The sequence below is a fragment of the Enterobacter sp. 61D5 genome (assembly GCF_034107965.1).
GTDB classification, from domain to species: Bacteria; Pseudomonadota; Gammaproteobacteria; order Enterobacterales; family Enterobacteriaceae; genus Enterobacter; species Enterobacter cloacae_M.
In genome coordinates, this window is the sequence record NZ_JAWNFK010000008.1 from 136369 (window position 1) to 161462 (window position 25094).

26 protein-coding genes and 1 riboswitch are annotated in these 25094 nt (G+C 58.8%); of the genes, 10 read left to right on the plus strand and 16 right to left on the minus strand.

The window, feature by feature from the left end; genetic code table 11:
• Positions 1–88 precede the first annotated feature (88 nt).
• A complete protein-coding gene (locus UTM25_RS09570) occupies positions 89–331 on the plus strand; it encodes a PTS transporter subunit EIIB (RefSeq protein WP_194400030.1) in 243 nt (80 codons plus the stop codon).
• A gap of 104 nt (positions 332–435) precedes the next feature.
• Here the strand turns inward: UTM25_RS09570 and UTM25_RS09575 are convergent, their stop codons facing one another.
• Positions 436–1701 (minus strand): maltoporin, encoded by a 1266-nt coding sequence (locus tag UTM25_RS09575; protein ID WP_063955750.1) that lies wholly within the window; start codon positions 1699–1701, stop codon positions 436–438.
• Between the two features lie 269 nt (positions 1702–1970).
• On the opposite strand from UTM25_RS09575, the gene UTM25_RS09580 reads away from it, so the two are divergent.
• A complete protein-coding gene (locus UTM25_RS09580) occupies positions 1971–3047 on the plus strand; it encodes a LacI family DNA-binding transcriptional regulator (RefSeq protein WP_194400031.1) in 1077 nt (358 codons plus the stop codon).
• A 42-nt stretch (positions 3048–3089) separates the two neighbouring features.
• Here the strand turns inward: UTM25_RS09580 and UTM25_RS09585 are convergent, their stop codons facing one another.
• Positions 3090–4091, minus strand: a complete 1002-nt coding sequence (locus UTM25_RS09585; protein WP_058840856.1) for a magnesium transporter — start codon at positions 4089–4091, stop codon at positions 3090–3092.
• A 60-nt stretch (positions 4092–4151) separates the two neighbouring features.
• Positions 4152–4321, minus strand: a riboswitch (M-box (ykoK) riboswitch).
• 159 nt (positions 4322–4480) lie between these two features.
• Here UTM25_RS09585 and UTM25_RS09590 point away from each other — a divergent pair.
• Entirely contained in the window at positions 4481–4984 is a 504-nt protein-coding gene (locus UTM25_RS09590) for a DedA family protein (RefSeq protein ID WP_032658101.1), read from the plus strand.
• A 1-nt stretch (position 4985) separates the two neighbouring features.
• Here the strand turns inward: UTM25_RS09590 and UTM25_RS09595 are convergent, their stop codons facing one another.
• Positions 4986–5735: an SDR family oxidoreductase gene (locus UTM25_RS09595; RefSeq protein WP_194400032.1), complete on the minus strand. Its 750-nt coding sequence runs from the start codon at positions 5733–5735 to the stop codon at positions 4986–4988.
• 100 nt (positions 5736–5835) lie between these two features.
• Between UTM25_RS09595 and UTM25_RS09600 the strand changes: the two genes are divergently transcribed.
• Positions 5836–6195, plus strand: coding sequence for a winged helix-turn-helix transcriptional regulator (locus tag UTM25_RS09600; RefSeq protein ID WP_194400033.1), 360 nt, complete (start codon positions 5836–5838; stop codon positions 6193–6195).
• Position 6196: 1 nt separating this feature from the next.
• Here UTM25_RS09600 and UTM25_RS09605 read toward each other — a convergent pair whose 3' ends face one another.
• Positions 6197–6991 (minus strand): SDR family NAD(P)-dependent oxidoreductase, encoded by a 795-nt coding sequence (locus UTM25_RS09605; protein ID WP_194400034.1) that lies wholly within the window; start codon positions 6989–6991, stop codon positions 6197–6199.
• 125 nt (positions 6992–7116) lie between these two features.
• Entirely contained in the window at positions 7117–7560 is a 444-nt protein-coding gene (locus UTM25_RS09610) for a winged helix-turn-helix transcriptional regulator (protein ID WP_023311074.1), read from the minus strand.
• A gap of 152 nt (positions 7561–7712) precedes the next feature.
• Here UTM25_RS09610 and agp point away from each other — a divergent pair, with 152 nt between their 5' ends.
• Entirely contained in the window at positions 7713–8954 is a 1242-nt protein-coding gene (gene agp / locus UTM25_RS09615) for a bifunctional glucose-1-phosphatase/inositol phosphatase (RefSeq protein ID WP_194400035.1), read from the plus strand.
• Positions 8955–8986: 32 nt separating this feature from the next.
• Here agp and UTM25_RS09620 read toward each other — a convergent pair whose 3' ends face one another.
• Together UTM25_RS09620 and wrbA are read right to left on the minus strand one after the other, a co-directional pair.
• A complete protein-coding gene (locus UTM25_RS09620; RefSeq protein ID WP_008499832.1) occupies positions 8987–9214 on the minus strand; it encodes a YccJ family protein in 228 nt (75 codons plus the stop codon).
• A 20-nt stretch (positions 9215–9234) separates the two neighbouring features.
• Entirely contained in the window at positions 9235–9831 is a 597-nt protein-coding gene (gene wrbA / locus UTM25_RS09625; RefSeq protein WP_194400036.1) for an NAD(P)H:quinone oxidoreductase, read from the minus strand.
• 389 nt (positions 9832–10220) lie between these two features.
• Here wrbA and UTM25_RS09630 point away from each other — a divergent pair, with 389 nt between their 5' ends.
• Complete coding sequence (locus tag UTM25_RS09630; RefSeq protein ID WP_023311077.1) at positions 10221–10391, plus strand: general stress protein; 171 nt, start codon at positions 10221–10223, stop codon at positions 10389–10391.
• A 118-nt stretch (positions 10392–10509) separates the two neighbouring features.
• Entirely contained in the window at positions 10510–11433 is a 924-nt protein-coding gene (locus tag UTM25_RS09635; RefSeq protein ID WP_063439637.1) for a DMT family transporter, read from the plus strand.
• On the opposite strand, the gene rutG is transcribed toward UTM25_RS09635, so the two are convergent.
• The 7 genes from rutG to rutA are packed head-to-tail and all read right to left on the minus strand — an operon-like array spanning position 11421 to position 16855.
• A complete protein-coding gene (gene rutG / locus UTM25_RS09640; RefSeq protein WP_194400037.1) occupies positions 11421–12743 on the minus strand; it encodes a pyrimidine utilization transport protein G in 1323 nt (440 codons plus the stop codon). The two genes, UTM25_RS09635 and rutG, sit on opposite strands and share 13 nt — an antisense overlap.
• A 21-nt stretch (positions 12744–12764) precedes the next feature.
• The gene (rutF, locus tag UTM25_RS09645; protein ID WP_023311082.1) at positions 12765–13259 is read right to left on the minus strand and encodes an NADH-dependent FMN reductase RutF; all 495 of its coding nucleotides are present in this window, start codon (positions 13257–13259) and stop codon (positions 12765–12767) included.
• 9 nt (positions 13260–13268) lie between these two features.
• Complete coding sequence (locus UTM25_RS09650; protein ID WP_194400038.1) at positions 13269–13859, minus strand: malonic semialdehyde reductase; 591 nt, start codon at positions 13857–13859, stop codon at positions 13269–13271.
• 9 nt (positions 13860–13868) lie between these two features.
• A complete protein-coding gene (gene rutD, locus UTM25_RS09655) occupies positions 13869–14669 on the minus strand; it encodes a pyrimidine utilization protein D (protein WP_194400039.1) in 801 nt (266 codons plus the stop codon).
• A gap of 7 nt (positions 14670–14676) precedes the next feature.
• On the minus strand, positions 14677–15063 hold the full coding sequence (gene rutC, locus UTM25_RS09660; protein WP_010429508.1) for a pyrimidine utilization protein C: 387 nt from the start codon (positions 15061–15063) through the stop codon (positions 14677–14679).
• Between the two features lie 11 nt (positions 15064–15074).
• Positions 15075–15764, minus strand: a complete 690-nt coding sequence (gene rutB / locus UTM25_RS09665) for a pyrimidine utilization protein B (protein ID WP_194400040.1) — start codon at positions 15762–15764, stop codon at positions 15075–15077.
• Entirely contained in the window at positions 15764–16855 is a 1092-nt protein-coding gene (gene rutA / locus UTM25_RS09670) for a pyrimidine utilization protein A (RefSeq protein ID WP_194400041.1), read from the minus strand. The genes rutB and rutA overlap by 1 nt, the downstream gene beginning before the upstream one ends.
• A gap of 245 nt (positions 16856–17100) precedes the next feature.
• Here rutA and rutR point away from each other — a divergent pair, with 245 nt between their 5' ends.
• Positions 17101–17739 (plus strand): HTH-type transcriptional regulator RutR, encoded by a 639-nt coding sequence (gene rutR / locus UTM25_RS09675; RefSeq protein WP_029742089.1) that lies wholly within the window; start codon positions 17101–17103, stop codon positions 17737–17739.
• A gap of 434 nt (positions 17740–18173) precedes the next feature.
• Here rutR and UTM25_RS09680 read toward each other — a convergent pair whose 3' ends face one another.
• Together UTM25_RS09680 and putA are read right to left on the minus strand one after the other, a co-directional pair.
• On the minus strand, positions 18174–18566 hold the full coding sequence (locus UTM25_RS09680) for a lysozyme inhibitor LprI family protein (protein ID WP_194400042.1): 393 nt from the start codon (positions 18564–18566) through the stop codon (positions 18174–18176).
• A gap of 51 nt (positions 18567–18617) precedes the next feature.
• Positions 18618–22580, minus strand: a complete 3963-nt coding sequence (gene putA / locus UTM25_RS09685) for a trifunctional transcriptional regulator/proline dehydrogenase/L-glutamate gamma-semialdehyde dehydrogenase (RefSeq protein WP_194400043.1) — start codon at positions 22578–22580, stop codon at positions 18618–18620.
• 422 nt (positions 22581–23002) lie between these two features.
• Between putA and putP the strand changes: the two genes are divergently transcribed.
• A complete protein-coding gene (gene putP, locus UTM25_RS09690; RefSeq protein ID WP_194400044.1) occupies positions 23003–24511 on the plus strand; it encodes a sodium/proline symporter PutP in 1509 nt (502 codons plus the stop codon).
• A 115-nt stretch (positions 24512–24626) separates the two neighbouring features.
• Positions 24627–25046 (plus strand): DUF3574 domain-containing protein, encoded by a 420-nt coding sequence (locus tag UTM25_RS09695; RefSeq protein WP_194400045.1) that lies wholly within the window; start codon positions 24627–24629, stop codon positions 25044–25046.
• Positions 25047–25094 lie beyond the last annotated feature (48 nt).

Below are 25094 nucleotides of genomic sequence, written 5' to 3' on the forward strand. Positions count from 1 at the left end.
GGCCATCAGACCGCACCGTCCGGGCACCATGGCAAAGAGCCTGCTCCACGAGCAGGCATTTTTTTATCTGCATAGAATGAGGCGTATTATGGACAGTCAAATTACCCAGCGTTTAATTCCCGCGTTTGGCGGCGACGATAATATTGAACACGTCGAAGCCTGTATTACCCGCCTGCGCGTGACGGTTAAAGATTTAAATAAGATCGATTCACAGGCGCTACAGAATGAAGGGGCGCTGGGCGTAATTATTATCGGTCAGCAGGTGCACGCCATATTTGGCAGGCAGTCTGATGCCTTACGTCAGCTATTAGATGAACACTTTAATCAGTAAATATAAAAAAGGGATAGCCAAAATAATGGCTATCCCTGAGCAGAGATATACGCTGCAATTAGCTGGAGATACAATAACGATTAACGCATTTTAAAAATGAAGGCTTACCACCAGGCTTCGACCTGCACGCCAAAGTTCCAGGTATTATTCGCGGTGCCGTCCTCGAAGGATTTCCCTTTTTCGGAATCATTCAGGTAAGAAGCAAACACGCGCAGTTCCGGACGCGACATAAAGTCAGGGCCATCGGCCAGCCCCAGGGCAATGGTGTATTTCTCGCCGCTCTGCTTGTAGTCAGACCCGTCGGTGTAGGTGTCTTTCTGGTAGAAACCACCCACTTCGCCAATCAGGCGGACATACTCGGTAAACTGGTACTGCGCGCGGCCGACAAGTGAAATCAGGCGCGATTTATCGGTATATTGCGTAGTATCGTCCGCCGAACCCCAGGTCAACACGTGGTTGAAAGAGAGCTTGTCGGTAATGGGAATTAAGCCGGTGTTAATCACGCGGTAGCCGCTGGCATCGTTCACATAGTTCCACATGTCGTACCAGCCGCCCCCCTGGGACACCATGTTCTGCGCCAGGCCTTTATTAGCGTACTGCAGCACCAGCTTGTTGTATCCGCCCAGCATGTCCTGGCTGATCTCGCCGGTCACCATCACGCCGTTGTCGGCCTCGTACAGGCCGCCGTACTCTTTCTGTTTGTTGGTCGGGTTTGGCATGGCGTAGTCGATGCCCACTTCTGTCCATGCGCCCGCCCACGGTTTCCAGCCCGCATAGCGAAGATCGATATAGTTGATGTTTACGTCGTTATCACCGTCAACGCGGTAGTCCACGTCGTTGGCATCGCCGCGGATCCACGCCACGGAGACCGCACCGGGGCCGAGCGTATAGTTCTCAATACCTGCACCGGATCCCGAGATATTCCAGTATTTGGTGTCGATGATGTGCAGGTCGTGGCGCTGGTAATAGCGCTTCCCACCCCAGATAACCGCGTTGGGATCGCCCGGAATTAGCCCCTTGATCTGCAGGTTCAGCTGACGCAGGCCAAACTGGGCATCGTCGCCAAAGGTGGTTTCGTTATCGTTTGAACCGTCAGACACCATGCTCACCATGCTGTCGAGATAAAAGCTTACGTCGTTCTTTTTGTAGACCTCAGAGCCCAGTTCCAGCTCGCCGTAGGTATCGGCTTCGTTACCCAGACGGCCAATTTTGTTCTTCTGCCACTCCTCCATCCCACCATCCCGTGAGACGCCCACGCCGGAGCGAAGATAGCCATGAAAATCAATCGGTACCGAAGACGCGGCAAACAGCGATGGAGACGCTAACGCGGCAGCCAGCGCAACGGATACAGAGCGGATCGTCGTGTTCATTGTTACCCTCTTATTGTTTTGTAATACGTTCACAAATCCGCTGTCATAAAATGCCTAAACCTGTTTTCTGGCAATTACACGATCCTAAATGTGTGATTAACTGCAAATAAAATAGACTATTTTGTTACGAGTGATGAGCTGCTCCACAAGTTGTGTCATTGTGAGCGTCATACTTTTTTTGTGCATTTTGCTCGCGAGGTGAGGGTGGTAAGCGTTTTTTATCAGCGCCCCTGTTACAATCAGCGCATAACAACATAAGGAACCGGACCATGAAGTCGAAAAGCGCAACGTTAGAGGACGTCGCACGCCACGCGGGCGTCTCCTATCAGACCGTGTCCAGGGTGCTGAATAAATCTGCCAATGTATCCGAAGCCACGCGTCACAAGGTGGAGAAATCCATAGCGTTATTGCGGTATGTGCCGAATCGCCTGGCCCAGCAGCTGGTCGGCAAGCAGAGTCAGACCGTCGGGCTGGTGACTATTTCACTGGCTCTGCACGCGCCTTCCCAGGTGGCCGCAGCGGTAAAACGCTATGCGAACGTGGAGGGATACCAGGTGCTGATCTCGATGATCGATGAGAACGTCAACCAAAGCATTCAGGATTCTATCAACGAGCTGAAGTCTCAGCTGGTGAGCAAGGTGATCATTAACGTGCCGCTGGAGGCCGAAGAGGCGCAGAAAATCGCCACCGAAAACGACGATATCGTCTGTCTTTTCCTGGACGTCGACCCGTACAGTTCCGTGTTTAACGTTTCGTTTAACCCGGCGGACGGGACCCGCGCCAGCGTTAAATACCTTTACGAGCTGGGCCATCGCGACATCGCCCTGCTGGCGGGGCCGGAGTCCTCTGTGTCGGCACAGTTGAGGCTAAAAAGTTGGATCGAAACCCTGAAGGGTTACGGGCTGGAGCCCGCCTCGCTGATCCGCGGCAACTGGGATGCGCAGAGCGGGTATGCCGGCGCGCTGCAGATGCTGCGCGAAACGCCGCAGTTTTCCGCCGTGCTGGTGGCCAACGACCAGATGGCGCTGGGCGTACTGAGCGCCTTCCACCAGCAGCAGATTTCTATTCCGGGCGAGAAGTCGGTGATTGGCTACGATGATACCTACGAAAGCTCGTTCTTCTACCCGGCGCTGACGACGGTCTCACTGGATTTAGATCTGCAGGGTAAAGAGGCGGTGCGCCGCATTCTGGACAGCGGCGAAGAGAGTGCCCTGCGCATGTCCTCGATTTTACCTGCTCGTCTGGTGGTGCGACAGTCTACCGGGCCGAAAGGGGATAAGGGAAAAAACCTCCAGGCGCTGGCCCAGCAGCTGCGCGAGATTGCGCATCAGCTGGGTGACGTGTAGCACAGTGAGCACCTCAATCACAGGAAAGAGGTGCTCGCAAGATTACTCCAGCCCCAGCGTATATTGCGCAATCTTGAAGTAGATAATCAGACCGGTGCCGTCGATAAGCGTCGCGATAAACGGCGCGGAGACGACCGCCGGGTCAATGCCGCAGCGCTTGAGCACCATCGGAATGACGGACGACACGATCGCACTCCAGAGCGTTATGCACACCAGCGTCAGGCTGACGATAAGCGTGATTTCCAGCCCAATCCCCATCATCCAGGCGCGAATGCACCCGGCGATACCGAGCGTGGCGGCAATCATCAGCGAGGTGGTCATCTCTTTACGCAGCACGCGTCCGACGTCGCGCAGACGAACTTCCCCCAGCGCCATGGCGCGCACCAGGGTGGAGGTGATCTGCGTCCCGCTGTTGCCGCCCGTGCCGATCAGCAGCGGAATAAAGAACGCCAGCGCGATGGCGGACTCCAGCGCCTCTTCAAAATGCTGGATCACCGAGCTGGTGTAGGCCTCCGCGACAAACAGCAGCAGCAGCCAGACGGAGCGTTTCTTCCACAGGCTATACGGGCTGGTGTCCAGATAGGGCTTCTCCAGCGGCAGCGTCGCCCCCTGAAGCTGGGCGTCTTCGGTGACGTCATCTTCCAGCAGATGGGCGATTTCGCGCTCGGTCAGGCAGCCGACGAGCTTGCCGTGGGTGACCACGGGCACCACATCCGCGCCGCCGTGCGCCAGCAGTCCGGCAACGTCGGCACGTTCATCCTCCGGTTTGACCTGCAAAAACTGCGAAATCATCAGCGATTTCACCGGCTGTACCGTATCGGCGGTTTGCAGCAATTTGCGCACGGCAATCATGCCCGCCAGGCGGCCACTGTCTTCAATAAAAATATGAGACGGAATATCGTCGTCTTTTAATTTTTCGAAGAATTGCTCGCGCGCCAGCGCCACGCATAATGAAATATCGAGGACAATGAAATCGGTATTCATATATTGCGCGATGGCGCTGTCATTGAATGCCAGATTCTGGTTGTGAATAGCGTAAGACATAGTGAATTCCCTTTGAATAATAACATCTCTCAGGGGCGAGCAAGACAGGGCATGTCGAAGAGGAGATCCCCACGTCCTGGGTTCAGCACTGTACACCGTATCCCGCGAGGGAAGTTATACTGACAAAGCCTTGATTCGACAGTGCCTGTTTTACCCTGTGTCGGTTCTCTCGAACCTACCAGAGCGATAACGTGTATTTGTACAGGAGCCTCGCCATAACGAGATCGTTGTAAAACGAGAGGAATAATACGCTTATTAAAATTTACCGCTCAGGAAATTCAATAATGTTTAAGAACGGTTTAGACGATTTTTATTAATAAAATGTTGAGGGTTTATTTAGGTTAATTCATTTCTAATGGAGGATTAAATAATCAACGAAGGAGAGGGTAATGGCGTGGTTTGATAATCTGCTGAATCATTTTGCGCTGTATCCGGCACATCTTTTCGCGCTGTTATTTGTGATGGCGCTGAGTAAATCGACGGTGCTGATCTCCTCCGTGCTGCCGCCCGCCTCGGTGATGCTGCTGGCGGGCATTACCGTTAGCCAGACGAGCATGCATCCTGCGCTGGCGTGGCTGGCCATAGTTTTGGGGGCAACGGCGGGTTCGGTGCTGAACTACCATATCGGCCAGCTGATGGGGCACACCCGGCTGGTCACGCGTTTCACCTCAAAGCATGCCGATAAGTTCTTGCGGGTACAGCATCAGCTGCAAAAGAACGGTGTCATCGTGCTGTTTACGTCGCGTTTTCTGGCGGTGTTGCGCTACATCGTGCCGCTGGCGGCGGGCATGCTCAGGCTGAATGCAGTCAGGGTCTACGCCGTCAGCCTGCTTTCCGCCTGCGCATGGGCGGCGCTGTATGTCGGCATCATCACCGGCATCAGCGCCTTTTGAGTTACAAACTCCCCATTCCGCCGTCCACCAGCAGCTCCGTTCCCACCGTGTAGCTCGACTCGTCGGACGCCAGATAGAGCGCGGCTTTTGCCAGCTCCGTCGTCGAGCCCATTCTGCCGAGCGGCACCAGCTTGATGATCTCCGCCATCATCGCGTTAAGCGCCTCATCGCTTAAGCCCGTCTTCGTAAACGCCGGGGTTTCCACCGGACCGGGGCTCAGGCCGTTGACGCGGATCCCGCGCGGCAGCAGCTCCGCCGACAGCGTGCGCGCCAGCGACAGCAGGGCAGCCTTGCTCGCGGCATATACGCTGCTGGTCGGCAGGCCGATGCGCGCGCTCACGGAGCCGCAGAGGATCACCGACGACGGGTTATTCAGCAGCGGCAGCAGCGCCTGAATTAAAAAGAACGGCCCCTTCAGGTTGATGCCCATCAGGCGGTCCCACGCCTCCTCCTGCCAGGCTTCCAGCGGCGCGTGCGTCACGTCGCCAGCGTTGAGAAACACCGCGTCGAGGCGTGGCCAGCGGGCGGCGAGGGTTTCCGCCAGCGCTTTTTGCGAGGCGATATCTCCCGCATCGGTCGGGATTACCCAGGCCTTATCGCCAAGAATACGTTTTGCTTCGGCGAGGGTGTCCGGGTTGCGTCCGGTCACGGCGACGCGCGCGCCTTCGGCGATAAACGCCTGCGCGGTGGCAAGACCGATGCCGCTGGTGCCGCCGGTAATCAGCGTATATTTATCTGTTAAACGACCCATGTTCTTCTCCTGAAATGTCACTGGAGAAAGCACTATAGAAACGTTAGTATCGAAAGGAAACCAGGTACCAAATGGATACTAACGAGGCAAGAGGTGTGCTATGGCAGAAAGGCTGGAGGTGTGCTGCGAAAAAAAATCTGAGGCGTATACCTGCCCGATGACGCAGTTTGTTAACCTGATTTCCGGTAAATGGGCGATCCCCATTCTCTACCGCCTGATTGTCTTTAACACGCCCGTACGCTTTGGCGATCTGCTGCGGGCCGCTGCCCCCATCACGCAGAAAGAGCTGACGAAGCAGCTGCGCCTGTTTGAGCAGCGCGGGCTGGTGACGCGGACGGTCTACCCGGAGATCCCCCCGCGTGTGGAGTACCAAATCACCGCGCTGGGGTTAACCCTGCAGGACGCACTCTCCCCGCTGGCCGCCTGGATGAGCGAGTACGGCGACCAGCTTGAGCGTTAGGCTACTGTTTTGCGTAGCGCGGTGCCGGAATGCCGGTGCGCGCGCTGTTGAACAGCTCAAGACGCGCCGCTTCGTAGCGATCCCACAGGCCAGCGTCATGCATCGGCGGGATGGTGATCGGTTCACCCTGATCCAGACCCGCCAGCGATGCATCCACCATATCGTCGGTGGTCATCACCGATCCTTCCGGCAGATCGTTCACCGTGACGCCCGAATGGCTCCAGATTTCCGTCGCCGTGGCGGCGGGCAGCACGGCCTGAATGCGCACGCTGCTGTCGGCAAATTCTTCCTGTAACCCACGGGTAAAGCTCAGAACCCACGCCTTGGTGGCGCTGTAGAGCGCGCTACCGGCACGGACGTGCAGCGCTAACACCGAGGCGATATTGATCAGCGTGCCGCGATTGTTCTGCGCCAGGCGCGGCAGGATGGCGTAGGTCAGACGCATCAGCGCCGTGGTGTTCAGGGTGTTAATGGCCTGATGCTGCGCCACATCGCCTGCGAGGAACGGCGCCATCTGGGCGGTGCCCGCGTTGTTAATGAGCGTATCAATGGCGGTATTGCTGCGCAGCTCCTCTTCCACGGCGCGGATCCCCTGTTCATCGGTAAGATTGGCCACCAGAATATCGACGGCCACGCCGTAGCGCGCGCGAAGGTCGGCGGCAAGGGTCTTCAGGCGATCTTCGCGACGGGCGACCAGCACCAGGTTAGCGCCGCGCGCGGCAAGGCGATCGGCATAAACGGCACCAATTCCGGAAGAGGCGCCCGTAATCAGGGCGGTGGTGATTTGCGTAGTCATCGTGTGTTACCTCAGGACAAAGTGGGTTATTTGGTTTCAAGATGAAACTGAATAAACTCTCTGCTATTTGGTTTTATAATGCAACCATATTTGCGAGCATTTTGTGCTTTTGCCGTCGGGAACTATCAGGAGGGGAGTTTCGCCACGATCTCTTCAGGCGTCAGTTCGCGGCCATCATCGGCGATAAGCGCCAGCTTGCGCAGGGGCTTGCGCTGTTCGGTATCGACCAGCACGGTGCCGCATTCGTTATCCGCAAACAAAAATTCATTGCCCCACTGGGAGAGGGCAACCAGCACCGTTTGCAGGGCGCGACCTTTCTCGGTCAGGACGTATTCCTGCCAGGCGCTGCCGTCGGACGCGGGCTGAAGCCGGAGGATGCCTTCGTCGACCAGCAGTTTTAGCCGCGTGGTCAGCATGTTTTTGGCGATACCAAGGCTTTTCTGGAACTCGCCAAAGCGTTTAATCCCGCGCAGCGCGTCGCGCACGATCAGCAGCGACCACCAGTCGCCGATGATATCCAGCGAACGGGCGACGGGGCAGGTGCTTTCTTCGAGGCGGGTACGTTTCACGGTCAATTCTCCGGTGGGGTGTAGTTTTATTATAAAACTTATTGGTGCACACAGTAAGCACGTTAATCATCAGTTTGAGAAATGCTTCCCGGAAAATTGTCACCAATCTGTCACACTGAAGGCGACATTTTAAAACGAGTGAGGAATTAGGGATGAGAAAAGCACTACTCGCGCTGGCAGTCGCCGGTTCCATTTCAGCAACGTTTGGCGTGCAGGCGCAAGAGACGCCGGAAGGGTATCAGCTGGAGCAAGTTTTAATCATGAGTCGTCACAACCTGCGCGCGCCGCTCGCCAATAACGGCAGCGTGCTGGAGCAGTCCACGCCGAAGCAGTGGCCGGAGTGGGAGGTGCCGGGCGGTCAGCTCACCACCAAGGGCGGCGTGCTGGAAGTCTATATGGGCCATTACATGCGCGAGTGGCTGGCGCAGCAGGGGATGGTGAAGACGGGAGAATGCCCTGCGGCGGATAGCGTTTACGCTTATGCCAACAGCCTGCAGCGCACCGTCGCCACCGCGCAGTTCTTCATTACCGGCGCGTTCCCGGGCTGTGACGTTCCCGTGCATCATCAGGAAAAAATGGGCACCATGGATCCGACCTTTAACCCGGTGATTACCGATAACTCGCCGGAATTCCGTGAAAAAGCGCTGAAGGCGATGGAGACCGAGCGGCAGAAAATGCAGCTTACCGAAAGCTATAAGCTGCTGGAGCAGATGACGAACTACGCCGATTCCCCGTCCTGCAAAGAGAAAAAGATCTGCTCGCTGGCGGACGCGAAAGATACCTTCAGCGCCGACTATGAAAAAGAGCCTGGCGTATCCGGGCCGCTGAAGGTGGGTAACTCGCTGGTGGACGCGTTCACGCTGCAGTATTACGAAGGCTTCCCGGCCGACCAGGTGGCCTGGGGTGAAATCAAAACCGACCAGCAGTGGCGCGTGCTGTCGAAGCTGAAGAACGGCTATCAGGATTCGCTCTTTACCTCCACCGAGGTGGCGCAAAACGTGGCGAAGCCGCTGGTGAAGTACATTGATAAAACGCTGGTCACCGAACAGGCAAAAGCGCCGAAAATCACCCTGCTGGTGGGGCATGACTCGAACATTGCTTCCCTGCTGACGGCCCTGGATTTCAAACCGTATCAGCTGCATGACCAGCAGGAGCGCACCCCGATTGGCGGCAAGATTGTCTTCCAGCGCTGGCATGACAAAAATGCCAACCAGGAGCTGATGAAAATTGAGTATGTCTACCAGAGCTCAGAGCAGCTGCGTAACGCCAGCGTGCTGTCGCTGCAGTCGCCCGCGCAGCGCGTGACGCTGGAGTTGAAAGGCTGCCCGGTGGATGCGAACGGCTTCTGTCCTGTCGATAAATTCAATGCGGTGATGAATAACGCGGCGAAGTAAAGGAGAACCCCCGCTGCGGCGGGGGGAAACGCTTAGACGTTTTTACGTTCGATGGTTTGCTCGCCCCAGAAGAGCGAGTCTTTATCCGTTTTTTCGAAGGCGCGCACCAGCACCTCATCGTTACCTTCCTCCCAAATCTGCTCGGCCAGCTTTTCATCGTACTTCGCGACTTCAAAGATAGCTTCGGCAATCTCCGGAGAGGTGTTGCGTAAACTTGCCCATTCGCCCACGTGGTGAGCTTTGGATTCTTGAGTTGGCATGCTTGTCCTCCTGTTGGGTATTAGCCGTTCAGTTTTTTGGCCAGACCCGCGACGTATTCACCCTGATAGCGGGCGATAGACAGTTCTTCATTGCTTGGCTGACGTGAGCCATCCCCACCGGCAATGGTGGTTGCGCCGTACGGCGTACCGCCGCGCACCTGGGAAATGTCAAACAGCTCCTGGGCGCCGTAGCCAATCGGCACAATCACCATCCCGTGATGAGCAAGGGTAGTCCAGGTTGAGGTAATCGTCTGCTCCTGACCGCCGCCGGTGCCGGTAGAGCTGAATACGCTGGCGAGTTTGCCGTAGAGCGCCCCGGATGCCCAAAGTCCACCGGTTTGATCGAGGAAGGTGCGCATCTGGCCCGACATATTGCCGAAGCGGGTCGGGGTGCCGAAGATAATGGCATCATACTCCGCCAGCTCCTGCGGGGTGGCGACCGGGGCGTTTTGCGTTTTACCCCCGGCTTTCAGGAAGGCTTCCGCCTGCATGGTTTCCGGTACGCGTTTCACCACAACCTCAACGCCATCAACCCTGTTCGCACCTTCTGCTACCGCGTGAGCCATGGTTTCAATGTGTCCATACATGGAATAATAGAGCACCAGAACTTTTGCCATTTTGCATCACTCCTCGTTGGTTTTTCTGACAGCGGATCGCTGCGTTCTTTTAAAGATATGCCATCACAGCCAGACTGCAAAAATGAACGGCATTTCTTTGATTTATAACAATATGGTTACAAAAGGCGTTGTAGCAAAATGAAACAACTTTTTGGCAGCAGATTTTTGAAATGATAAGAAAGGTTTATGAATCACCGTCGCGTCATCTCACCCGAAAGGGTGAGTTCATGTTGCAGAATATTACCTGCGGCTTGCCGGATAGCGGCATTCCACTAAGCTTAGTTTCACGCGGCACAGATAAAGGCACTGTCCTTGTGTTGCGAGGTGAAAGAATCCTCTTTTACTGAATGCAATATGATGTCTAATGTTTCACATTCTGGAGGTTAGAGATGGCAAACCATCGTGGTGGTTCAGGTAATTTCGCAGAAGACCGTGAAAGAGCATCAGAAGCAGGCCGTAAAGGTGGCCAGCATAGCGGGGGCAACTTCAAGAATGACCCGCAACGCGCATCTGAAGCTGGCAAGAAAGGGGGCAAAAATAGCCACGGCAGCAGTAAGTAACACGCCAGGTTGAACCCCTGCCGCCGGGATCTCCCGGCGGTTTTTTTTATTTCTGCAACATTGAACTGTAACCAAAGGCAACGCACACTAGATAATTGATCTTAACCGCGAGTGCCGCATGTCTGTCTCACGCTTCAAATTCTCCGTTAAACCGCAGGAAGCCATCCTCATTCTCATCACCATGTTCTGGGGCGGGACGTTTCTGGCCGTTCAGTACGCGGTGACCCTCAGCGATCCGTTCTTTTTTGTTGGTCTGCGCTTTGCGACGGCGGCGCTTGCCGTGGGGCTAATTTCGCTTAAAACGCTGCGGGGACTGACGCTGAAAGAACTTAAGGCCGGCGTGGCAATTGGGGTGGCGATAGCGATGGGCTACAGCTTGCAGACGTGGGGATTGCAGACCATCTCCAGCAGTAAATCCGCGTTTATCACCGCCATGTATGTGCCGCTGGTACCGCTACTGCAGTGGCTGTGCCTGGGGCGGCTGCCGGGGCTGATGTCCTGTATTGGCATCGTGCTGGCGTTTATCGGCCTGATCTTACTGGCCGGGCCGGAAAACAACCTGCTTGCGCTGGGGCCGGGCGAAATCATCACCCTGATTGGGGCGATTGCCATTGCGGCGGAAATTATTCTGATTAGCGCCTGGGCGGGCAAGGTCGACGTTAAACGGGTGACGGTGGTGCAGCTCGCCACGGCGTCGCTGGTGGCGTTTGCGACGATGGTTCCGGCAGGGGAATCCGTGCCGCCGATGTCCACCGGCCTGGTGGTGGTCGCACTGGGGCTGGGTATCTTCAGCGCCATTATTCAGGTCACCATGAACTGGGCGCAGCGCAGCGTATCGCCAACCCGCGCGACGGTGATTTATACCGGCGAACCGGTCTGGGCGGGGATTTTCGGACGCATCGCAGGTGAGCGTTTGCCCCTTCTGGCGCTGGTGGGCGCGGCATTTATTGTCGCCGGGGTGCTGGTGAGCGAGTTAAAGCTCAAACGGAAGAAAAACGCGCTGCCAGAAAATGACAGCGCGGCGTTAAATCAGGAATCCTGATGCACTACGGCGCCCTGCGGCGCAGCGGCCATCCGGCGGCTCAGCAGGGCGTTAAGCAGGATCGCGCCGAAGGTCGCCGTGCCAATCCCACCAATCGTAAAGCCGCCCAGCGTCAGGGCAAAATCACCCGCGCCCAGCACCAGCGTGACCGCCACCATAATCAGGTTGCCGTTCTGGCTGAGATCGACCCGATGCTGCACCCAGATGCGCGCGCCGGCTACGGCGATCAGCCCAAACACCACAATCGATGCCCCGCCGATGACCGGGGACGGAATAGTGTGGATCAGCGCGCCGAACTTCGGTGAGAAGCCGAGCAGCATCGCCATCACCGCCGCCGCCACGAAGACCAGCGTCGAGTAGACCTTGGTCACCGCCATCACGCCGATGTTTTCAGCATAGGTGGTGACGCCGCTGCCGCCTACGGAGCCGGAGAGCATGGTCGCCAGACCGTCACCGACGAACGCGCGGCCCATGTACGGATCCATGCTGCGCCCGGTCATCCCCGCCACGGCCTTCAGGTGGCCCAGGTTTTCCGCCACCAGGATCACCGCCACCGGTGCGATAAGCATCATCGCCTGGGTGTTAAAGGAGGGCGAGGTCACCTTCGGCAGGCCGAACCAGGCTGCCTGGTGGAGCAGCGTAAAGTCAACCGGCTTGCCCAGACCGAAAACGTTGGCCAGCAGGGCGTAGACCAGACAGGCGACAATCAGCCCAACCAGGATCAGCAGGCGCTGGATCATGCCCCGCGTGAACACCGCCACCAGGCCGATGCACAGCACGGTGATCACCGCCATCCAGCTTTCAAACGGCGAGGCGGAGACGCTCCTGACCGCAATCGGCGCGAGGTTGAGGCCTATCGCCATCACCACGGCGCCCGTCACGACCGGGGGCATCATTCGCTCGATCCAGCGCGTGCCGATTTTCATCACCACCAGACCAATCAGGGTGTACACCAGACCGCAGGCGATGATGCCGCCGAGAGCCACGCTCAGGTTGGGGTTGATCCCCTGGCCGTTAAACCCGGTGGTGGCAATAACCACGCCGACAAAGGCGGCGCTGGATCCCAGATAGCTGGGCACGCGCCCGCCGGTGACGAAAAAGAACAGCAGGGTGCCGATACCCGACATCAGAATAGACAGGTTGGGATCGAGTCCCATCAGCATCGGCATCAGCACCGTGGCGCCAAACATGGCGACCGCGTGCTGGACGCCCATCACCATCGTTTGCCCGAGCGGCAGACGTTCATCCGGCGCGACCACGCCTGCTTCTGTGGAGGTCGATTTCAACTGCCAGTGGGGAAATCCGAACATGGTCTGTCTCCTTAAGGCGGGTTAACAGGCGGGTCGCATAAGCGCGTGGTAGCCGCGGTCAAACCACACCAGCCCTTGCGGCGCGGGGTGGCGAATAATCGAAATAATGTCGCAAAACAGAATGTCGTGGGTGCCGACGCTCACCACCTGGCTGATGCGGCAGTCAAACGAGGCCAGCGCATCTTCCAGGCGCGGACAGCCCGTGTCGCCCGTCTGCCAGCGGGCGGCGGCGAAGCGTTCCGCCATCGGCGTTTTGCCGCCAAACAGGTTTGAGAGCGGCTCCTGCCCGGCGCTCAGGGTATTCACGCACAGCGTGCGGTTTTCGCTGAACGTCGGCCAGACGGACGCGCCGCGGTTCAGGCACACCAGCAGTGTGGGCGGTGAATCCGTTACGCTGCACACCGCGCTGGCGGTGAAGCCTGCCATCCCCGCCGGGCCGTCGGTTGTAATGATGTTGACCGCCGCGCCAACGCAGGCCATGGCGTCGCGAAAGGTTTGTTTATCCGGTGTTGTCATCATCGCTCCTTACGCCAGCCCGCAGGCATCGTCGAAGGTCAGGCGCGGCAGGCGCCCGTAAAGTTTGCGGGTATCGCCATAGCCAATGTTTATCAGCAGATTGCTTTTAAGCGTCGTGCCGGTGAAAAAGGCTTCGTCGACCTTTTGGCGGTCAAATCCCGACATCGGGCCGGTGTCCATCCCCAGGGCGCGACAGGCAAAAATCAGGTAGGCGGCCTGCATTGAGCTGTTGCGAAAGGCAGTCTCTTCCGCATGCGCGGGGCTGGTGGTAAACCAGCTCTTTGCATCGCCGTGCGGGAACAGCTCGGGCAGGCGCTCGTAGAATTCACCGTCCCAGGCGACAATCGCCGTGACCGGGGCGGTGAGCGTTTTCTCGAGGTTGCCGCTGGAGAGCGCCGGGCGCAGCTTCTCTTTTCCCTCCGCGCTTCGCACAAACACAATTCGCGCCGGGGAGCAGTTGGCGGACGTGGGCCCCCATTTCATCAGGTTGTAGATTTCGCGCAGCGTTTCGTCGCTGACGGGCATATCCTGCCAGCCGTTATGGGTGCGGGCGCCGGTGAACAGCGTTTCCAGCGCGGCGGGGGTAATGGCTTCGCTCATTAAAGCTCCTTATAAAGCGGGTTCCGGGCTGTGCAGCAGGCTGGCAAGCCCGTTCAGCAGCAGGATGTTGAAGGTATCCGGCTCGGTGACGTTGCAGGCATGCCCGCCCTGGCGCATCACCACGCTCTGGCTGTGTGGGATCGCCGCCTGTAGTTCAGACGAACAAACAGCGGGCACCAGCATGTCGTCGGCGGAACAGACGATCTGGACCGGGCAGCGAATGCGCGCCGCATGGCGGCTGAAGTCGGCCTTTTTCAGGGCGCTAAGCCTGTGCAGCAGGTTGGTTTTGCCCTGGAAATGGGCCAGCGCCAGCGCTTCTTCGGCCTCCATTCGGGGCGCGCGGGCGGCCATCCAGTCCGCCGGGTAGAGAAACAGCGGCTGCGCCTCGACCCACGCCTGTGCGCCGCCGTAATGCAGCAGGCGCTCGCGGATCTGAAAGCAGCGCCGGGTGTGGGCGTTGAGGATCAACCAGCCGTTGACGCACACCAGCGCGGTGAGGGCGTCGGGCCTGTCGAGGGCCAGCTGCAGGCCGACCAGTGCCCCCAGCGCGTGACCCACGACGCTGTAGCGGACAATTCCGGCTTCAGCCAGCGCCTGGGCCAGCTCGTCCGCCATCTGCGCAAGGCTGTAGCCTTCCGGCAGGGTGGCGGGGTTATTGCCCGTTCCCCGCTGGTCATAGCACACCACCTGATATTCTGGCTCCAGCGCGGCCAGCTGGGGCAGCCAGTAGCTGCCGCTGCCGCCGAGACCGGAAATAAAGACCACCACGGGCGCGCCCTCGTACGGGGGCGGCGAGACGGAAAGTTTCATACCTGCCTCACTTCGCGATGTGCGCAACGGTGGCGATTTCAACCAGCGCCTCTGGCTTCACCAGCCCGCACTGAATGCAGAACCGCGCCGGTTTATCGCCGGGGAAGAACTCGGCGTAAATCTCGTTAATCGCGGCGTAGTTTTTCCAGTCGGTGATAAAGATGCTGTTGAAGGTCACATCCTCCATCGTGCCACCCGCCGTTTCGATCACGGTTTTGATCGTCTCCAGCACGTGGCGGGTTTGCGCCTTTGGGTCGTTGATAAACACCACGTTGTTGTCTTTATCAAACGGCAGCGTGCCGGAGACATACACCACGCCGTCGGCGAGGGTGCCGGGAACAAACGGGGCAATCGGCGTGCTGGTACCCGGCGGAATAATCACGGATTTCGGCATCAGGCATCTCCTCAGGCGATACGGGCGAGCGGGGGATTCAGGGCGTCGCAGAAAGCGGCGACGTTACTGACCCAGCCAAAAAAGGTTTCGATATTGAACAGGGCCGCCTTCTGTGCGAATTCCGGCCCGGCCTGATGGGTCGCGTCTTCCAGCACCACGCCAAAATACTCGAGGAAAAAGCCGTCGCGCAGGGTCGACTCCACGCAGACGTTGGTGGCGATCCCGGTGAACACCAGATGGCGAATGCCCCGGCTGCGCAGCAGGCTGTCGAGCGGCGTGTTGAAAAAGCCGCTGTAGCGCGGTTTGGGCAGGACGATATCGCCCGCCTGCGGTACCAGCTCATCCACCAGCTGATAGTCCCAGCCGCCTTTCGCCAGCAGCTTGCCCTGCAGTTCGGGCCGTTTACGCATGGTTTTCAGGGCGTTCGACTTGTGGAAATTGGGCGAGCCGGGGCCGCCGGCCTCGACGTACTGGTCATCCCAGCCGTTCTGAAACCAGATGATGAGCATGCCCGCGGCGCGCGCGGCGGCGACGGCGGTTTTAATGTTCTCAATCACCGGCCGGGTGGCGGAGACGTCGAACCCAGCCAGATCCAGATAACCGCCCTGGCTGGCGTAGGCGTTTTGCATGTCCACCACGATCAGCGCGCTCTGCTGGGGCGCGAAGGTGATAGCTTCCGGGCGTGCGTTAAGGGTCGTCATTACGCCACCTCCTTCGTGACGGCAGGGATGTGGGCGCGGCACTGCATCAGCGGCTGGATGCGCTCGCCGAAGGTCTCCACGCCTGTGAGGAAATCATCGAAGGTCAGCAGAACGCCTTCCGCACCGGGCACGGCCGCCACTTCATCCAGCATTCTGGCGACGCTGGCGTATGAGCCGACCAGCGTGCCCATGTTGATATTGACGGCGGAGGTCGGGTCGGCCATCTGGCGCACGTTGGTATCCGCCCCGGAACGGGTATCCTTCTGGCTCTGCTCGGTCAGCCAGCTCAGAGCCTCCTCGTCGGCACCGTCCTTATAGCGCTCCCATTTGGCGCGAGCGGCGTCGTCGGTTTCGTCGGCAATGACCATAAACAGCACGTAGGAGCCCACGTCGCGTCCGGTCCTGTCGGCGGCCTCTTTCATGCGCGCGGCGGTTGGGGCGAAGGCGGCTGGCGTGTTCACGCCTTTACCGAAGCAGAAGTTGAAGTCGGCGTATTTCGCGGAAAACTCCATCCCCGCGTCGCTCTGACCGGCGCAAATCACCTTCATCGGCACCGACGGCTGCGGGCTGACGCGGCAGTCGTTCATGGTGAAGAAATCGCCCTTGAAATCGCTTTTGCCGGTCCCCCACAGATCGCGCAGTACCTGCACGTATTCGGTCAGGTAGTCGTAGCGACGCGAAAAGTAGTCGTCACCCGGCCAGAGCCCCATCTGCTCGTACTCCGGTTTTTGCCAGCCGGTGACCAGGTTGACGCCAAAGCGCCCGCCGGAGATCGAGTCGATGGTGGAGGCCATGCGCGCGACGATTGCCGGGGGCAGGGTGAGGGTGGCGGCGGTGGCGTAGATTTGGATCCGCGAGGTGACCGCGGCCAGCCCGGCCATCAGGGTAAAGGACTCCAGGTTGTGGTCCCAGAATTCGGTTTTGCCGCCAAAGCCGCGCAGCTTGATCATCGAAAGCGCAAAGTCGAAATGGTAGTGTTCCGCTTTCTGCACGATGGCTTTATTGAGCTCAAAGGTCGGCATGTATTGCGGTGCAGTGGTCGAGATAAGCCAGCCGTTGTTGCCGATGGGTATAAATACGCCAATTTTCATCACGAACCTCTCTTCATTACGTCGCAGGTGTATCGGTGTTTTTGCAAAGGCAGTGCCAGTTTTGAAAATGGCAGTGTTATTAATGTGTTAATTAGAAGTTGGTGGACTGATGCGGCTAAATGTGGACTAACTGGTCAAAAAAATTGCACAGAAAACAGGCATTCATGCGCGATCGGAGTGCAGGATGTCGTGGCGAGACGGGGGTTTTGCTATGCTGAGGGCAACGCAGAATAAGGAGAGCGGGAATGACACAAGGCGCAGTGAAAACACCAGGTAAACGTTCGCAGGCGGTGAGCGCCAAGAAGCAGGCGATCCTCAGCGCGGCGCTGGAGACTTTTTCGCAGTTTGGTATTCACGGCACGCGCCTGGAGCAGGTGGCGGAGCAGTCCGGCGTATCCAAAACCAATCTGCTTTACTACTACCCGTCGAAAGAGGCGCTCTATATCGCGGTGATGCAGCAGATCCTCGATATCTGGCTGGCGCCCCTCAAAGCGTTCCGCGCAGAGCTGGCCCCGCTGGTGGCGATCAAAGAGTACATTCGCCTGAAGCTGGAGGTGTCGCGCGATTACCCGCAGGCGTCGCGACTGTTTTGTCTTGAGATGCTGCAGGGCGCGCCGCTGCTGCAGGCGGAGTTAACCGGAGATTTAAAACAGCTGGTGGACGATAAGTCGGCCATTATTGCCGGATGGGTCGCCAGCGGAAAACTGGCCCCTGTCGACCCGCATCATCTGATCTTTATGATTTGGGCCTCCACCCAGCATTACGCTGACTTTGCGGCCCAGGTTGAGGCGGTGACCGGTAAAACGCTCCAGGACGAGGCGTTTTTCCACAGCACCCTGGAAAACGTGCAGCGGATGATTATCGAAGGGATCCGCCTGCGCTAGTTCCCCGGCGGGAGAGGGAGTTCCAGGAATTTTTTAACCAGAAGCGATTCTGGTTTTCAAAGCCAAATGATTTACTCGCAGCGACGCTCTGGTCCGGCTGTAAGTCGCTGAGGCGTTTCCTGCAGGCCGGGGCGAGGCGCATGGATGCGCCGAGAGGGCGGGCTTTACAGGGATGTTACCTCCGCCCGTCCCCGAAAAGCCGGAAGGAATTAGCCGAAGGTACCGCGAAGCGGCGATTTACCGCCGGGAGCCCGGGTTGCCAGGGTGGTGGCGACTGAGCCACCCTGGTACGTTCACAGGCTATGACGTTACAAAGTAGCAAGGAACGTAAAGTGAACGGAATGACCACCAGAGCTGTATGTTCCCCCTCACCCCAGCCCTCTCCCTCAAGGGAGAGGGGGGCGTCCGTGCAGGTATTATTTTGTGGGGATCCCTCAGCCCGGCGGGAGAGGGCAGCTTAAGTCGCCCTCTTCACACTGCATCAGCGAGGCCAGAAACGCTTCTCGCTCCACGGTTTTTTCCGCCAGGCACTGGTTAACAATCATTGGCTGGACGCTCCCGCCTTCCGTCCCCGAACCGATAAACGCGCAGTCCGCATCGCGCAGGGTAATCCACGCCTGCTGCGCTTTTTTCAGCAGGTCGCGCTGAGGGGCTGCCGCGCGTTTGATGGCGGCCTGATAGGTCTGGTTGAGCTTTTTATCGGCAGCCTGGTACTGCTGCGCGCTACAGGTATTCAGTTCAAGCTGGGTGGTCGCTTTGTCGCACTCGTCGGCCAGCGCGCTGGCGCTCATTAGCAGTGCTGCACTGGCGATAAGATATCGTTTCATATACTCCCCAATAAAATAAGGCTCCGTCTCCGGAGCCTTATTAGCACAGCGTTAGCCTATTGTCATCAGGCTGGCGTTACCGCCTGCCGCCGCGGTGTTGACGCTGAGCGAGCGCTCAACGTACAGACGCTCCAGCAGCAGGTTGGTTTCCCCGCGCGCAAAGCCCTGCACGGAAACGATGGCGCCGCTGCGGGCCGCAACCTGCTCGCACAGTTCGCGCAGCTGGTCGGAATCACCGTGATAAATTACCGCATCAAACGGCTGGGTCAGCAGGTTATCGGCTTTCGCAAAGCGAATGCGGGCCGAGACCGCTTTCGGCAGCTGTTTGGCGAGATCGCGATGCAGGGCATCTTCCGGCCACAGCACTTCACAGCCGGTTGCCATGGCGGCGGCCAGCTGCACCAGCGCGTCCTGCTCGTTATCGGCCACGCACAGCACGCGCTCGCGCGGCATCAGCGTCCAGGTGTTGCGCTCGCCGGTTGGACCCGGCAGCAGACGCTGCGTGCCCGCCTGCGCCAGCTCGCCGTACTGCTGGGCAACGGCACGCAGTTCAGGGCGTTTTTCCGCCCAGGCGATCAGCGCCTCCAGCGGCTGGGTCAGTACGGTTTTCAGCTGCGCATCCACCGGATACTCCGCATCCTGGCGTGCCAGGGTGACGCCCAGAGCGTTCTCCGGACGGTTCGCCAGCAGACGGTACAGGTAGAGCGGACCGCCCGCTTTCGGACCGGTGCCGGAGAGGCCTTCACCGCCGAACGGCTGCACGCCCACGACCGCGCCAACCATGTTGCGGTTAACGTACAGGTTGCCCACTTTGGCGCTGCCGGTGACCTGGGCGATGGTCTCGTCGATACGGGTATGCACGCCGAGCGTCAGGCCATAGCCGGAGGCGTTGATCTGCTCAACCAGCTCGTTCAGGTTGTTACGGTTGTAGCGCACCACGTGCAGCACCGGGCCGAAGACCTCTTTTTTCAGCTCGTCGAAGCTTGCCAGCTCAATCAGCGTTGGCGGCACAAAGGTGCCGGTCCGCCATTCGCGGGCATCTTCGCTGTTCTCGCGCACCGCCTGGAACACCGGACGGCCTTTCGCGCGCATGGTCTGAATGTGGTTTTCGATGTTGGCTTTGGCTTCCGCGTCAATCACCGGTCCGATGTCGGTGGTGAGACGGCCCGGGTTGCCCATGCGGCACTCGGCCATCGCGCCGCGCAGCATATTCAGCGTGTGGTCCGCCACGTCGTCCTGCAGGCACAGCACGCGCAGGGCGGAGCAGCGCTGACCGGCGCTGTCGAACGCGGAGGCCAGCACGTCGACCACCACCTGCTCGGTGAGCGCGGAGGAGTCAACGATCATGGCGTTCATCCCGCCGGTTTCCGCGATGAGCGGCGTAGGGCGACCCTGCGCATCCAGACGGGTGGCAATGTTGCGCTGCAGCAGCGACGCCACTTCGGTCGAACCGGTAAACATCACGCCGCGCACGCGGTTGTCGGAGGTCAGTTTGGCACCGACCGTTTCACCACGTCCCGGCAGCAGCTGAAGCACGCCCGCCGGCACGCCGGCTTCCAGAAGAATGTTGATGCCCTGCGCGGCAATCAGCGGGGTCTGCTCTGCTGGTTTTGCCAGAACGCTGTTGCCTGCGGCCAGCGCGGCGGCAATCTGGCCGGTGAAGATCGCCAGCGGGAAGTTCCACGGGCTGATACAGACGACCGGACCCAGCGGACGGTGAGTTTCGTTATCGAAATCATCGCGCACCTGACCGGCGTAGTAGTGCAGGAAGTCTACCGCCTCGCGCACTTCGGCAATCGCGTTGCTGAAGGTTTTACCCGCCTCGCGCACCAGAATGCCGATGAGCGACTGCATCTGATCTTCCATCAGCACCGCCGCACGCTCCAGAATCGCTGCGCGCTCCTGCGGCGGCGTGGCAAACCAGATAGGGGCGTTGTTCACCGCGCTGTCCAGCGCCTGATCCACTTCCGCTTCGGTCGCTTCACGCGCGTAGCCGACGATATCCTTCGGCTCGGCCGGGTTGATCACCGGCTGCATTTCGCCGTCTGCAACGGGCTGCTCCAGCATCGGTTTGGCCTGCCACTTCTGCAGCGCGCTGTTGAGCAGGGCAGAGGAGAGGGACGCCAGACGGTGTTCGTTGGCGAGATCCAGACCCGCCGAGTTGACGCGGCCTTTGCCGTACAGCTCGCGCGGCAGGGCAATCTTCGGATGCGGCAGGCCAACCTGGCCTTCCTGCGACGCCATCTTCTCAACGGCCTGCACCGGATCGGCCACCAGCTCGTCCAGCGGCAGCGTGGTGTCGGCGATGCGGTTAACGAAGGAGGTGTTCGCGCCGTTTTCCAGCAGACGACGCACCAGGTACGCCAGCAGGGTTTCGTGCGTTCCCACCGGAGCATAGATTCGGCATGGGCGGTTCAGCTTGCCGTCCGCCACTTTACCGGTGACCTGCTCGTACAGCGGTTCACCCATGCCGTGCAGGCACTGGAACTCGTACTGGCCCGGGTAGTAGTTTTGCCCGGCCAGGCTGTAGATCGCCGCCAGGGTGTGGGCGTTGTGGGTAGCGAACTGCGGATAGATCAGGTTCGGCACGCCGAGCAGCTTTTTCGCACAGGCGAGGTAAGAGACGTCGGTGTAGACCTTGCGGGTATAGACCGGGTAGCCTTCCAGCCCTTCCATCTGGGCGCGTTTGATTTCGCTGTCCCAGTAGGCCCCTTTCACCAGGCGGATCATCAGGCGACGACGGCTGCGGCTTGCCAGGTCAATCAGGTAATCAATGACGAACGGGCAGCGCTTCTGGTAGGCCTGAATAACGAAACCGATGCCGTTCCATCCCGCCAGCTCCGGCTCGAAGCACAGTTTTTCCAGCAGGTCGAGGGAGAGCTCCAGACGGTCGGCCTCTTCGGCGTCGATGTTAATGCCGATATCATACTGGCGTGCCAGCAGAGTCAGGGACTTCAGGCGCGGGTAGAGCTCTTCCATCACCCGGTCGTACTGCGCGCGGCTGTAGCGCGGGTGCAGGGCGGAAAGCTTAATGGAGATGCCCGGGCCTTCATAAATGCCGCGACCGTTGGACGCTTTACCGATGGCGTGGATCGCCTGCTGGTAAGAGACCATATAGGCCTGCGCGTCGGCGGCGGTCAGGGCCGCTTCGCCCAGCATGTCGTACGAGTAGCGGAAACCTTTATCTTCCAGCTTGCGGGCGTTCGCCAGCGCTTCGGCAATGGTTTCCCCGGTGACGAACTGCTCGCCCATCAGGCGCATTGCCATGTCCACGCCTTTACGGATCAGCGGCTCGCCGCTCTTGCCGATGATGCGGTTCAGGGAGCGGGAGAGGTTGGCTTCGTTATGGGTGGAGACCAGTTTGCCGGTAAACAGCAGGCCCCAGGTGGCGGCGTTGACGAACAGCGACGGGCTACGGCCAATGTGGGAATGCCAGTTGCCGTTGCTGATCTTGTCGCGGATCAGCGCGTCGCGGGTGGCTTTATCCGGAATACGCAGCAGCGCTTCCGCGAGGCACATCAGCGCCACGCCTTCCTGAGAGGAGAGGGAAAACTCCTGCAGCAGACCCTGAACCATCCCGGCGCGGCCGGTGGCGGTTTTCTGGTTGCGCAGCTTGTCGGCTAACTGATACGCCAGGCTGTGCGCCTGTGCGGCAATGGCTTCCGGCAGGCGGGCCTGCTCCAGCAGCATCGGCACGGCGTCGGTTTCGGCACGGCGCCAGGCGCCGGTAATGGCGGCACGGCTGACGGACTGCGGCAGGATCTGCTCGGCAAATTCAAGGAACGGCTGATGGTTCTCGTCGCCAGCGGCCGGGGCTTCTTCGCTTTCATTCGCCGCGCCGGCCAGCAGGGCAGGCAGCTCCGGCAGGCCCTCATCGCTCTCGAGTCTTTCGAGATAGTTAAAAATCGCCTGCTTGATTAACCAGTGCGGCGTGCGGTCAATGCGGGTTGCTGCGGTCTTAATCCGTTCGCGGGTTGCGTCATCCAGCTTAACCCCCATGGTGGTCATACCCATGCCAAAGCTCCTGTTGTTCTGTAATAGCGTTCTATAGATAGCGTGAAATATCCACCATGTTGCAACTTTGTGCAACCGTGTTAAATGTGACCTGGTTTGCAACCCGGAAAATGAATGGATTGTTAATGAATGGTTAGCCGGAAAAACGCGCTGGCTTTTGTACGGGAAGCCTGTTTTTATGCGGGAGTTAACACTTTTCAAAGGTGCAACCCGTAAAAGCGTGAGCGAGTGCAACCTATAGGAAACTCGTATCAAACCGGGGATGAAATTGATGTAAATGCAGTGTTAAATCGTTTGTCAGCGGAAGGCGCATACGGCAGGATAGCGCGCCCAACCGAAACACAAGATACATTCACCTCGTTCCGGTGATCATATAACAAGGCAGCCCGGATGGTTGTCGCTCGACATTTTGGAGAATTTGAATGGCTATTAGCACACCGATGCTGGTGACATTTCTCGTTTATATTTTTGGCATGATCCTGATAGGGTTTTTGGCGTGGCGTTCTACAAAGAACTTTGACGACTACATTCTGGGCGGACGCAGTTTAGGCCCAATGGTGACCGCACTCTCTGCGGGCGCCTCCGACATGAGCGGCTGGCTGCTGATGGGGCTGCCCGGCGCGATTTTTATCTCCGGTATCTCTGAAAGCTGGATCGCCATCGGCCTGACCGTCGGCGCGTGGATCAACTGGAAGCTGGTGGCAGGCCGTCTGCGCGTGCATACCGAGGCCAACAACAACGCCCTGACGCTGCCGGATTACTTCACCGGACGTTTTGAAGATAACAGCCGCATCCTGCGCATTATCTCTGCGGTAGTTATCCTGCTGTTCTTCACCATCTACTGTGCCTCCGGCATCGTGGCCGGCGCGCGTCTGTTCGAAAGCACCTTCGGCATGAGCTACGAAACCGCCCTGTGGGCCGGTGCTGCGGCGACCATCCTCTATACCTTCGTGGGCGGATTCCTGGCGGTAAGCTGGACCGACACCGTGCAGGCGAGCCTGATGATCTTCGCCCTGATCCTGACTCCGGTGATTGTGATTTTCACCGTTGGCGGCTTTGGCGAATCGCTGGAAGTGATCAAGCAGAAGAGCATCGAAAACGTCGACATGCTGAAAGGGCTGAACTTCGTGGCCATCGTCTCCCTGATGGGCTGGGGCCTGGGCTACTTCGGTCAGCCGCATATCCTGGCGCGCTTTATGGCGGCGGATTCTCACCACACCATCGTTCATGCCCGTCGCATCAGCATGACGTGGATGATCCTGTGTCTGGCGGGGGCGTGTGCGGTCGGCTTCTTCGGCATCGCGTACTTCAACAACAACCCGGCGCAGGCGGGCGCGGTCAACCAGAACGCCGAGCGCGTGTTCATCGAGCTGGCGCAAATTCTGTTTAACCCGTGGATTGCCGGTATTCTGCTCTCCGCAATCCTGGCGGCGGTGATGTCTACCCTGAGCTGTCAGCTGCTGGTCTGCTCCAGTGCGATCACCGAAGACCTTTACAAAGCCTTCCTGCGTAAAAACGCGAGCCAGAAAGAGCTGGTGTGGGTAGGGCGCTTTATGGTGCTGCTGGTAGCGCTGATTGCCATCGCGCTGGCGGCCAACCCGGAAAACCGCGTGCTGGGCCTCGTGAGCTACGCGTGGGCGGGCTTCGGTGCGGCGTTTGGTCCGGTAGTGCTGTTCTCCGTCATGTGGTCGCGTATGACCCGTAACGGCGCGCTGGCGGGGATGATCATCGGTGCGGTGACCGTTATCGTCTGGAAACAGTTCGCGTGGCTGGGCCTGTACGAAATCATTCCGGGCTTCATCTTCGGCAGCATCGGCATCGTGGTCTTCAGCCTGCTGGGTAAAGCGCCGTCTGCCTCCATGCAGAAACGCTTTGCGGAAGCCGACGCGCATTACCACTCCGCACCGCCGTCTAAGCTCCAGCCAGAATAATTTTCTCACGCAGTACCGTAGGCCGGGTAAGCGCAAGCGCACCCGGCTTTTTTCTTGCCAAAATCCGTAATTTCCTGTGATATCCATGTGCTTATAACAATGAGGATAGCGAAGCATGACAATCAAAACAGGGGTAATGGCAGCAGCATTATTGATTCTCGCTGGCTGCACGGCGCCATCGCAACACGCGGCTGTGGAGACCTGCAAAGCGGATAACCAGATGCAGCAAACCACGCTCTATTTCGGCTTAAATCGTCCTGCCGGGGCGCAGATCACCAGCAACGAGTGGCAGCAGTTTGTTGACCAGGACGTGACGCCGCGTTTCCGCGATGGCTTAACGGTGTTTGACGCGCGCGGGCAGTGGCTTGGGAACGACGGGAAAGTGGCGCGCGAACCCAGCAAAGCATTAATGCTGATCCACGGTAAAGATGCGCAGAGCGATAAGAACATCGAAGCGTTGCGCGGGATTTATAAATCACGCTTCGCGCAGGAGTCGGTGATGCGCGTCGACCAGCCGGTGTGCGTGCAGTTCTAATAAAAACGGCGGGAAATCCCGCCGTTGCTGTATCGTAGGCCCGTGCAA

What these genes read in the sequence shown, in the direction of transcription:
- UTM25_RS09570 (WP_194400030.1), top strand. Translation starts at nt 89, where the DNA reads ATGGACAGTCAAATTACCCAGCGTTTAATTCCCGCGTTTGGCGGCGAC.
- UTM25_RS09575 (WP_063955750.1), bottom strand. Translation starts at nt 1,701, where the DNA reads ATGAACACGACGATCCGCTCTGTATCCGTTGCGCTGGCTGCCGCGTTA.
- UTM25_RS09580 (WP_194400031.1), top strand. Translation starts at nt 1,971, where the DNA reads ATGAAGTCGAAAAGCGCAACGTTAGAGGACGTCGCACGCCACGCGGGC.
- UTM25_RS09585 (WP_058840856.1), bottom strand. Translation starts at nt 4,091, where the DNA reads ATGTCTTACGCTATTCACAACCAGAATCTGGCATTCAATGACAGCGCC.
- UTM25_RS09590 (WP_032658101.1), top strand. Translation starts at nt 4,481, where the DNA reads ATGGCGTGGTTTGATAATCTGCTGAATCATTTTGCGCTGTATCCGGCA.
- UTM25_RS09595 (WP_194400032.1), bottom strand. Translation starts at nt 5,735, where the DNA reads ATGGGTCGTTTAACAGATAAATATACGCTGATTACCGGCGGCACCAGC.
- UTM25_RS09600 (WP_194400033.1), top strand. Translation starts at nt 5,836, where the DNA reads ATGGCAGAAAGGCTGGAGGTGTGCTGCGAAAAAAAATCTGAGGCGTAT.
- UTM25_RS09605 (WP_194400034.1), bottom strand. Translation starts at nt 6,991, where the DNA reads ATGACTACGCAAATCACCACCGCCCTGATTACGGGCGCCTCTTCCGGA.
- agp (WP_194400035.1), top strand. Translation starts at nt 7,713, where the DNA reads ATGAGAAAAGCACTACTCGCGCTGGCAGTCGCCGGTTCCATTTCAGCA.
- UTM25_RS09620 (WP_008499832.1), bottom strand. Translation starts at nt 9,214, where the DNA reads ATGCCAACTCAAGAATCCAAAGCTCACCACGTGGGCGAATGGGCAAGT.
- wrbA (WP_194400036.1), bottom strand. Translation starts at nt 9,831, where the DNA reads ATGGCAAAAGTTCTGGTGCTCTATTATTCCATGTATGGACACATTGAA.
- UTM25_RS09630 (WP_023311077.1), top strand. Translation starts at nt 10,221, where the DNA reads ATGGCAAACCATCGTGGTGGTTCAGGTAATTTCGCAGAAGACCGTGAA.
- UTM25_RS09635 (WP_063439637.1), top strand. Translation starts at nt 10,510, where the DNA reads ATGTCTGTCTCACGCTTCAAATTCTCCGTTAAACCGCAGGAAGCCATC.
- rutG (WP_194400037.1), bottom strand. Translation starts at nt 12,743, where the DNA reads ATGTTCGGATTTCCCCACTGGCAGTTGAAATCGACCTCCACAGAAGCA.
- rutF (WP_023311082.1), bottom strand. Translation starts at nt 13,259, where the DNA reads ATGACAACACCGGATAAACAAACCTTTCGCGACGCCATGGCCTGCGTT.
- UTM25_RS09650 (WP_194400038.1), bottom strand. Translation starts at nt 13,859, where the DNA reads ATGAGCGAAGCCATTACCCCCGCCGCGCTGGAAACGCTGTTCACCGGC.
- rutD (WP_194400039.1), bottom strand. Translation starts at nt 14,669, where the DNA reads ATGAAACTTTCCGTCTCGCCGCCCCCGTACGAGGGCGCGCCCGTGGTG.
- rutC (WP_010429508.1), bottom strand. Translation starts at nt 15,063, where the DNA reads ATGCCGAAATCCGTGATTATTCCGCCGGGTACCAGCACGCCGATTGCC.
- rutB (WP_194400040.1), bottom strand. Translation starts at nt 15,764, where the DNA reads ATGACGACCCTTAACGCACGCCCGGAAGCTATCACCTTCGCGCCCCAG.
- rutA (WP_194400041.1), bottom strand. Translation starts at nt 16,855, where the DNA reads ATGAAAATTGGCGTATTTATACCCATCGGCAACAACGGCTGGCTTATC.
- rutR (WP_029742089.1), top strand. Translation starts at nt 17,101, where the DNA reads ATGACACAAGGCGCAGTGAAAACACCAGGTAAACGTTCGCAGGCGGTG.
- UTM25_RS09680 (WP_194400042.1), bottom strand. Translation starts at nt 18,566, where the DNA reads ATGAAACGATATCTTATCGCCAGTGCAGCACTGCTAATGAGCGCCAGC.
- putA (WP_194400043.1), bottom strand. Translation starts at nt 22,580, where the DNA reads ATGGGTATGACCACCATGGGGGTTAAGCTGGATGACGCAACCCGCGAA.
- putP (WP_194400044.1), top strand. Translation starts at nt 23,003, where the DNA reads ATGGCTATTAGCACACCGATGCTGGTGACATTTCTCGTTTATATTTTT.
- UTM25_RS09695 (WP_194400045.1), top strand. Translation starts at nt 24,627, where the DNA reads ATGACAATCAAAACAGGGGTAATGGCAGCAGCATTATTGATTCTCGCT.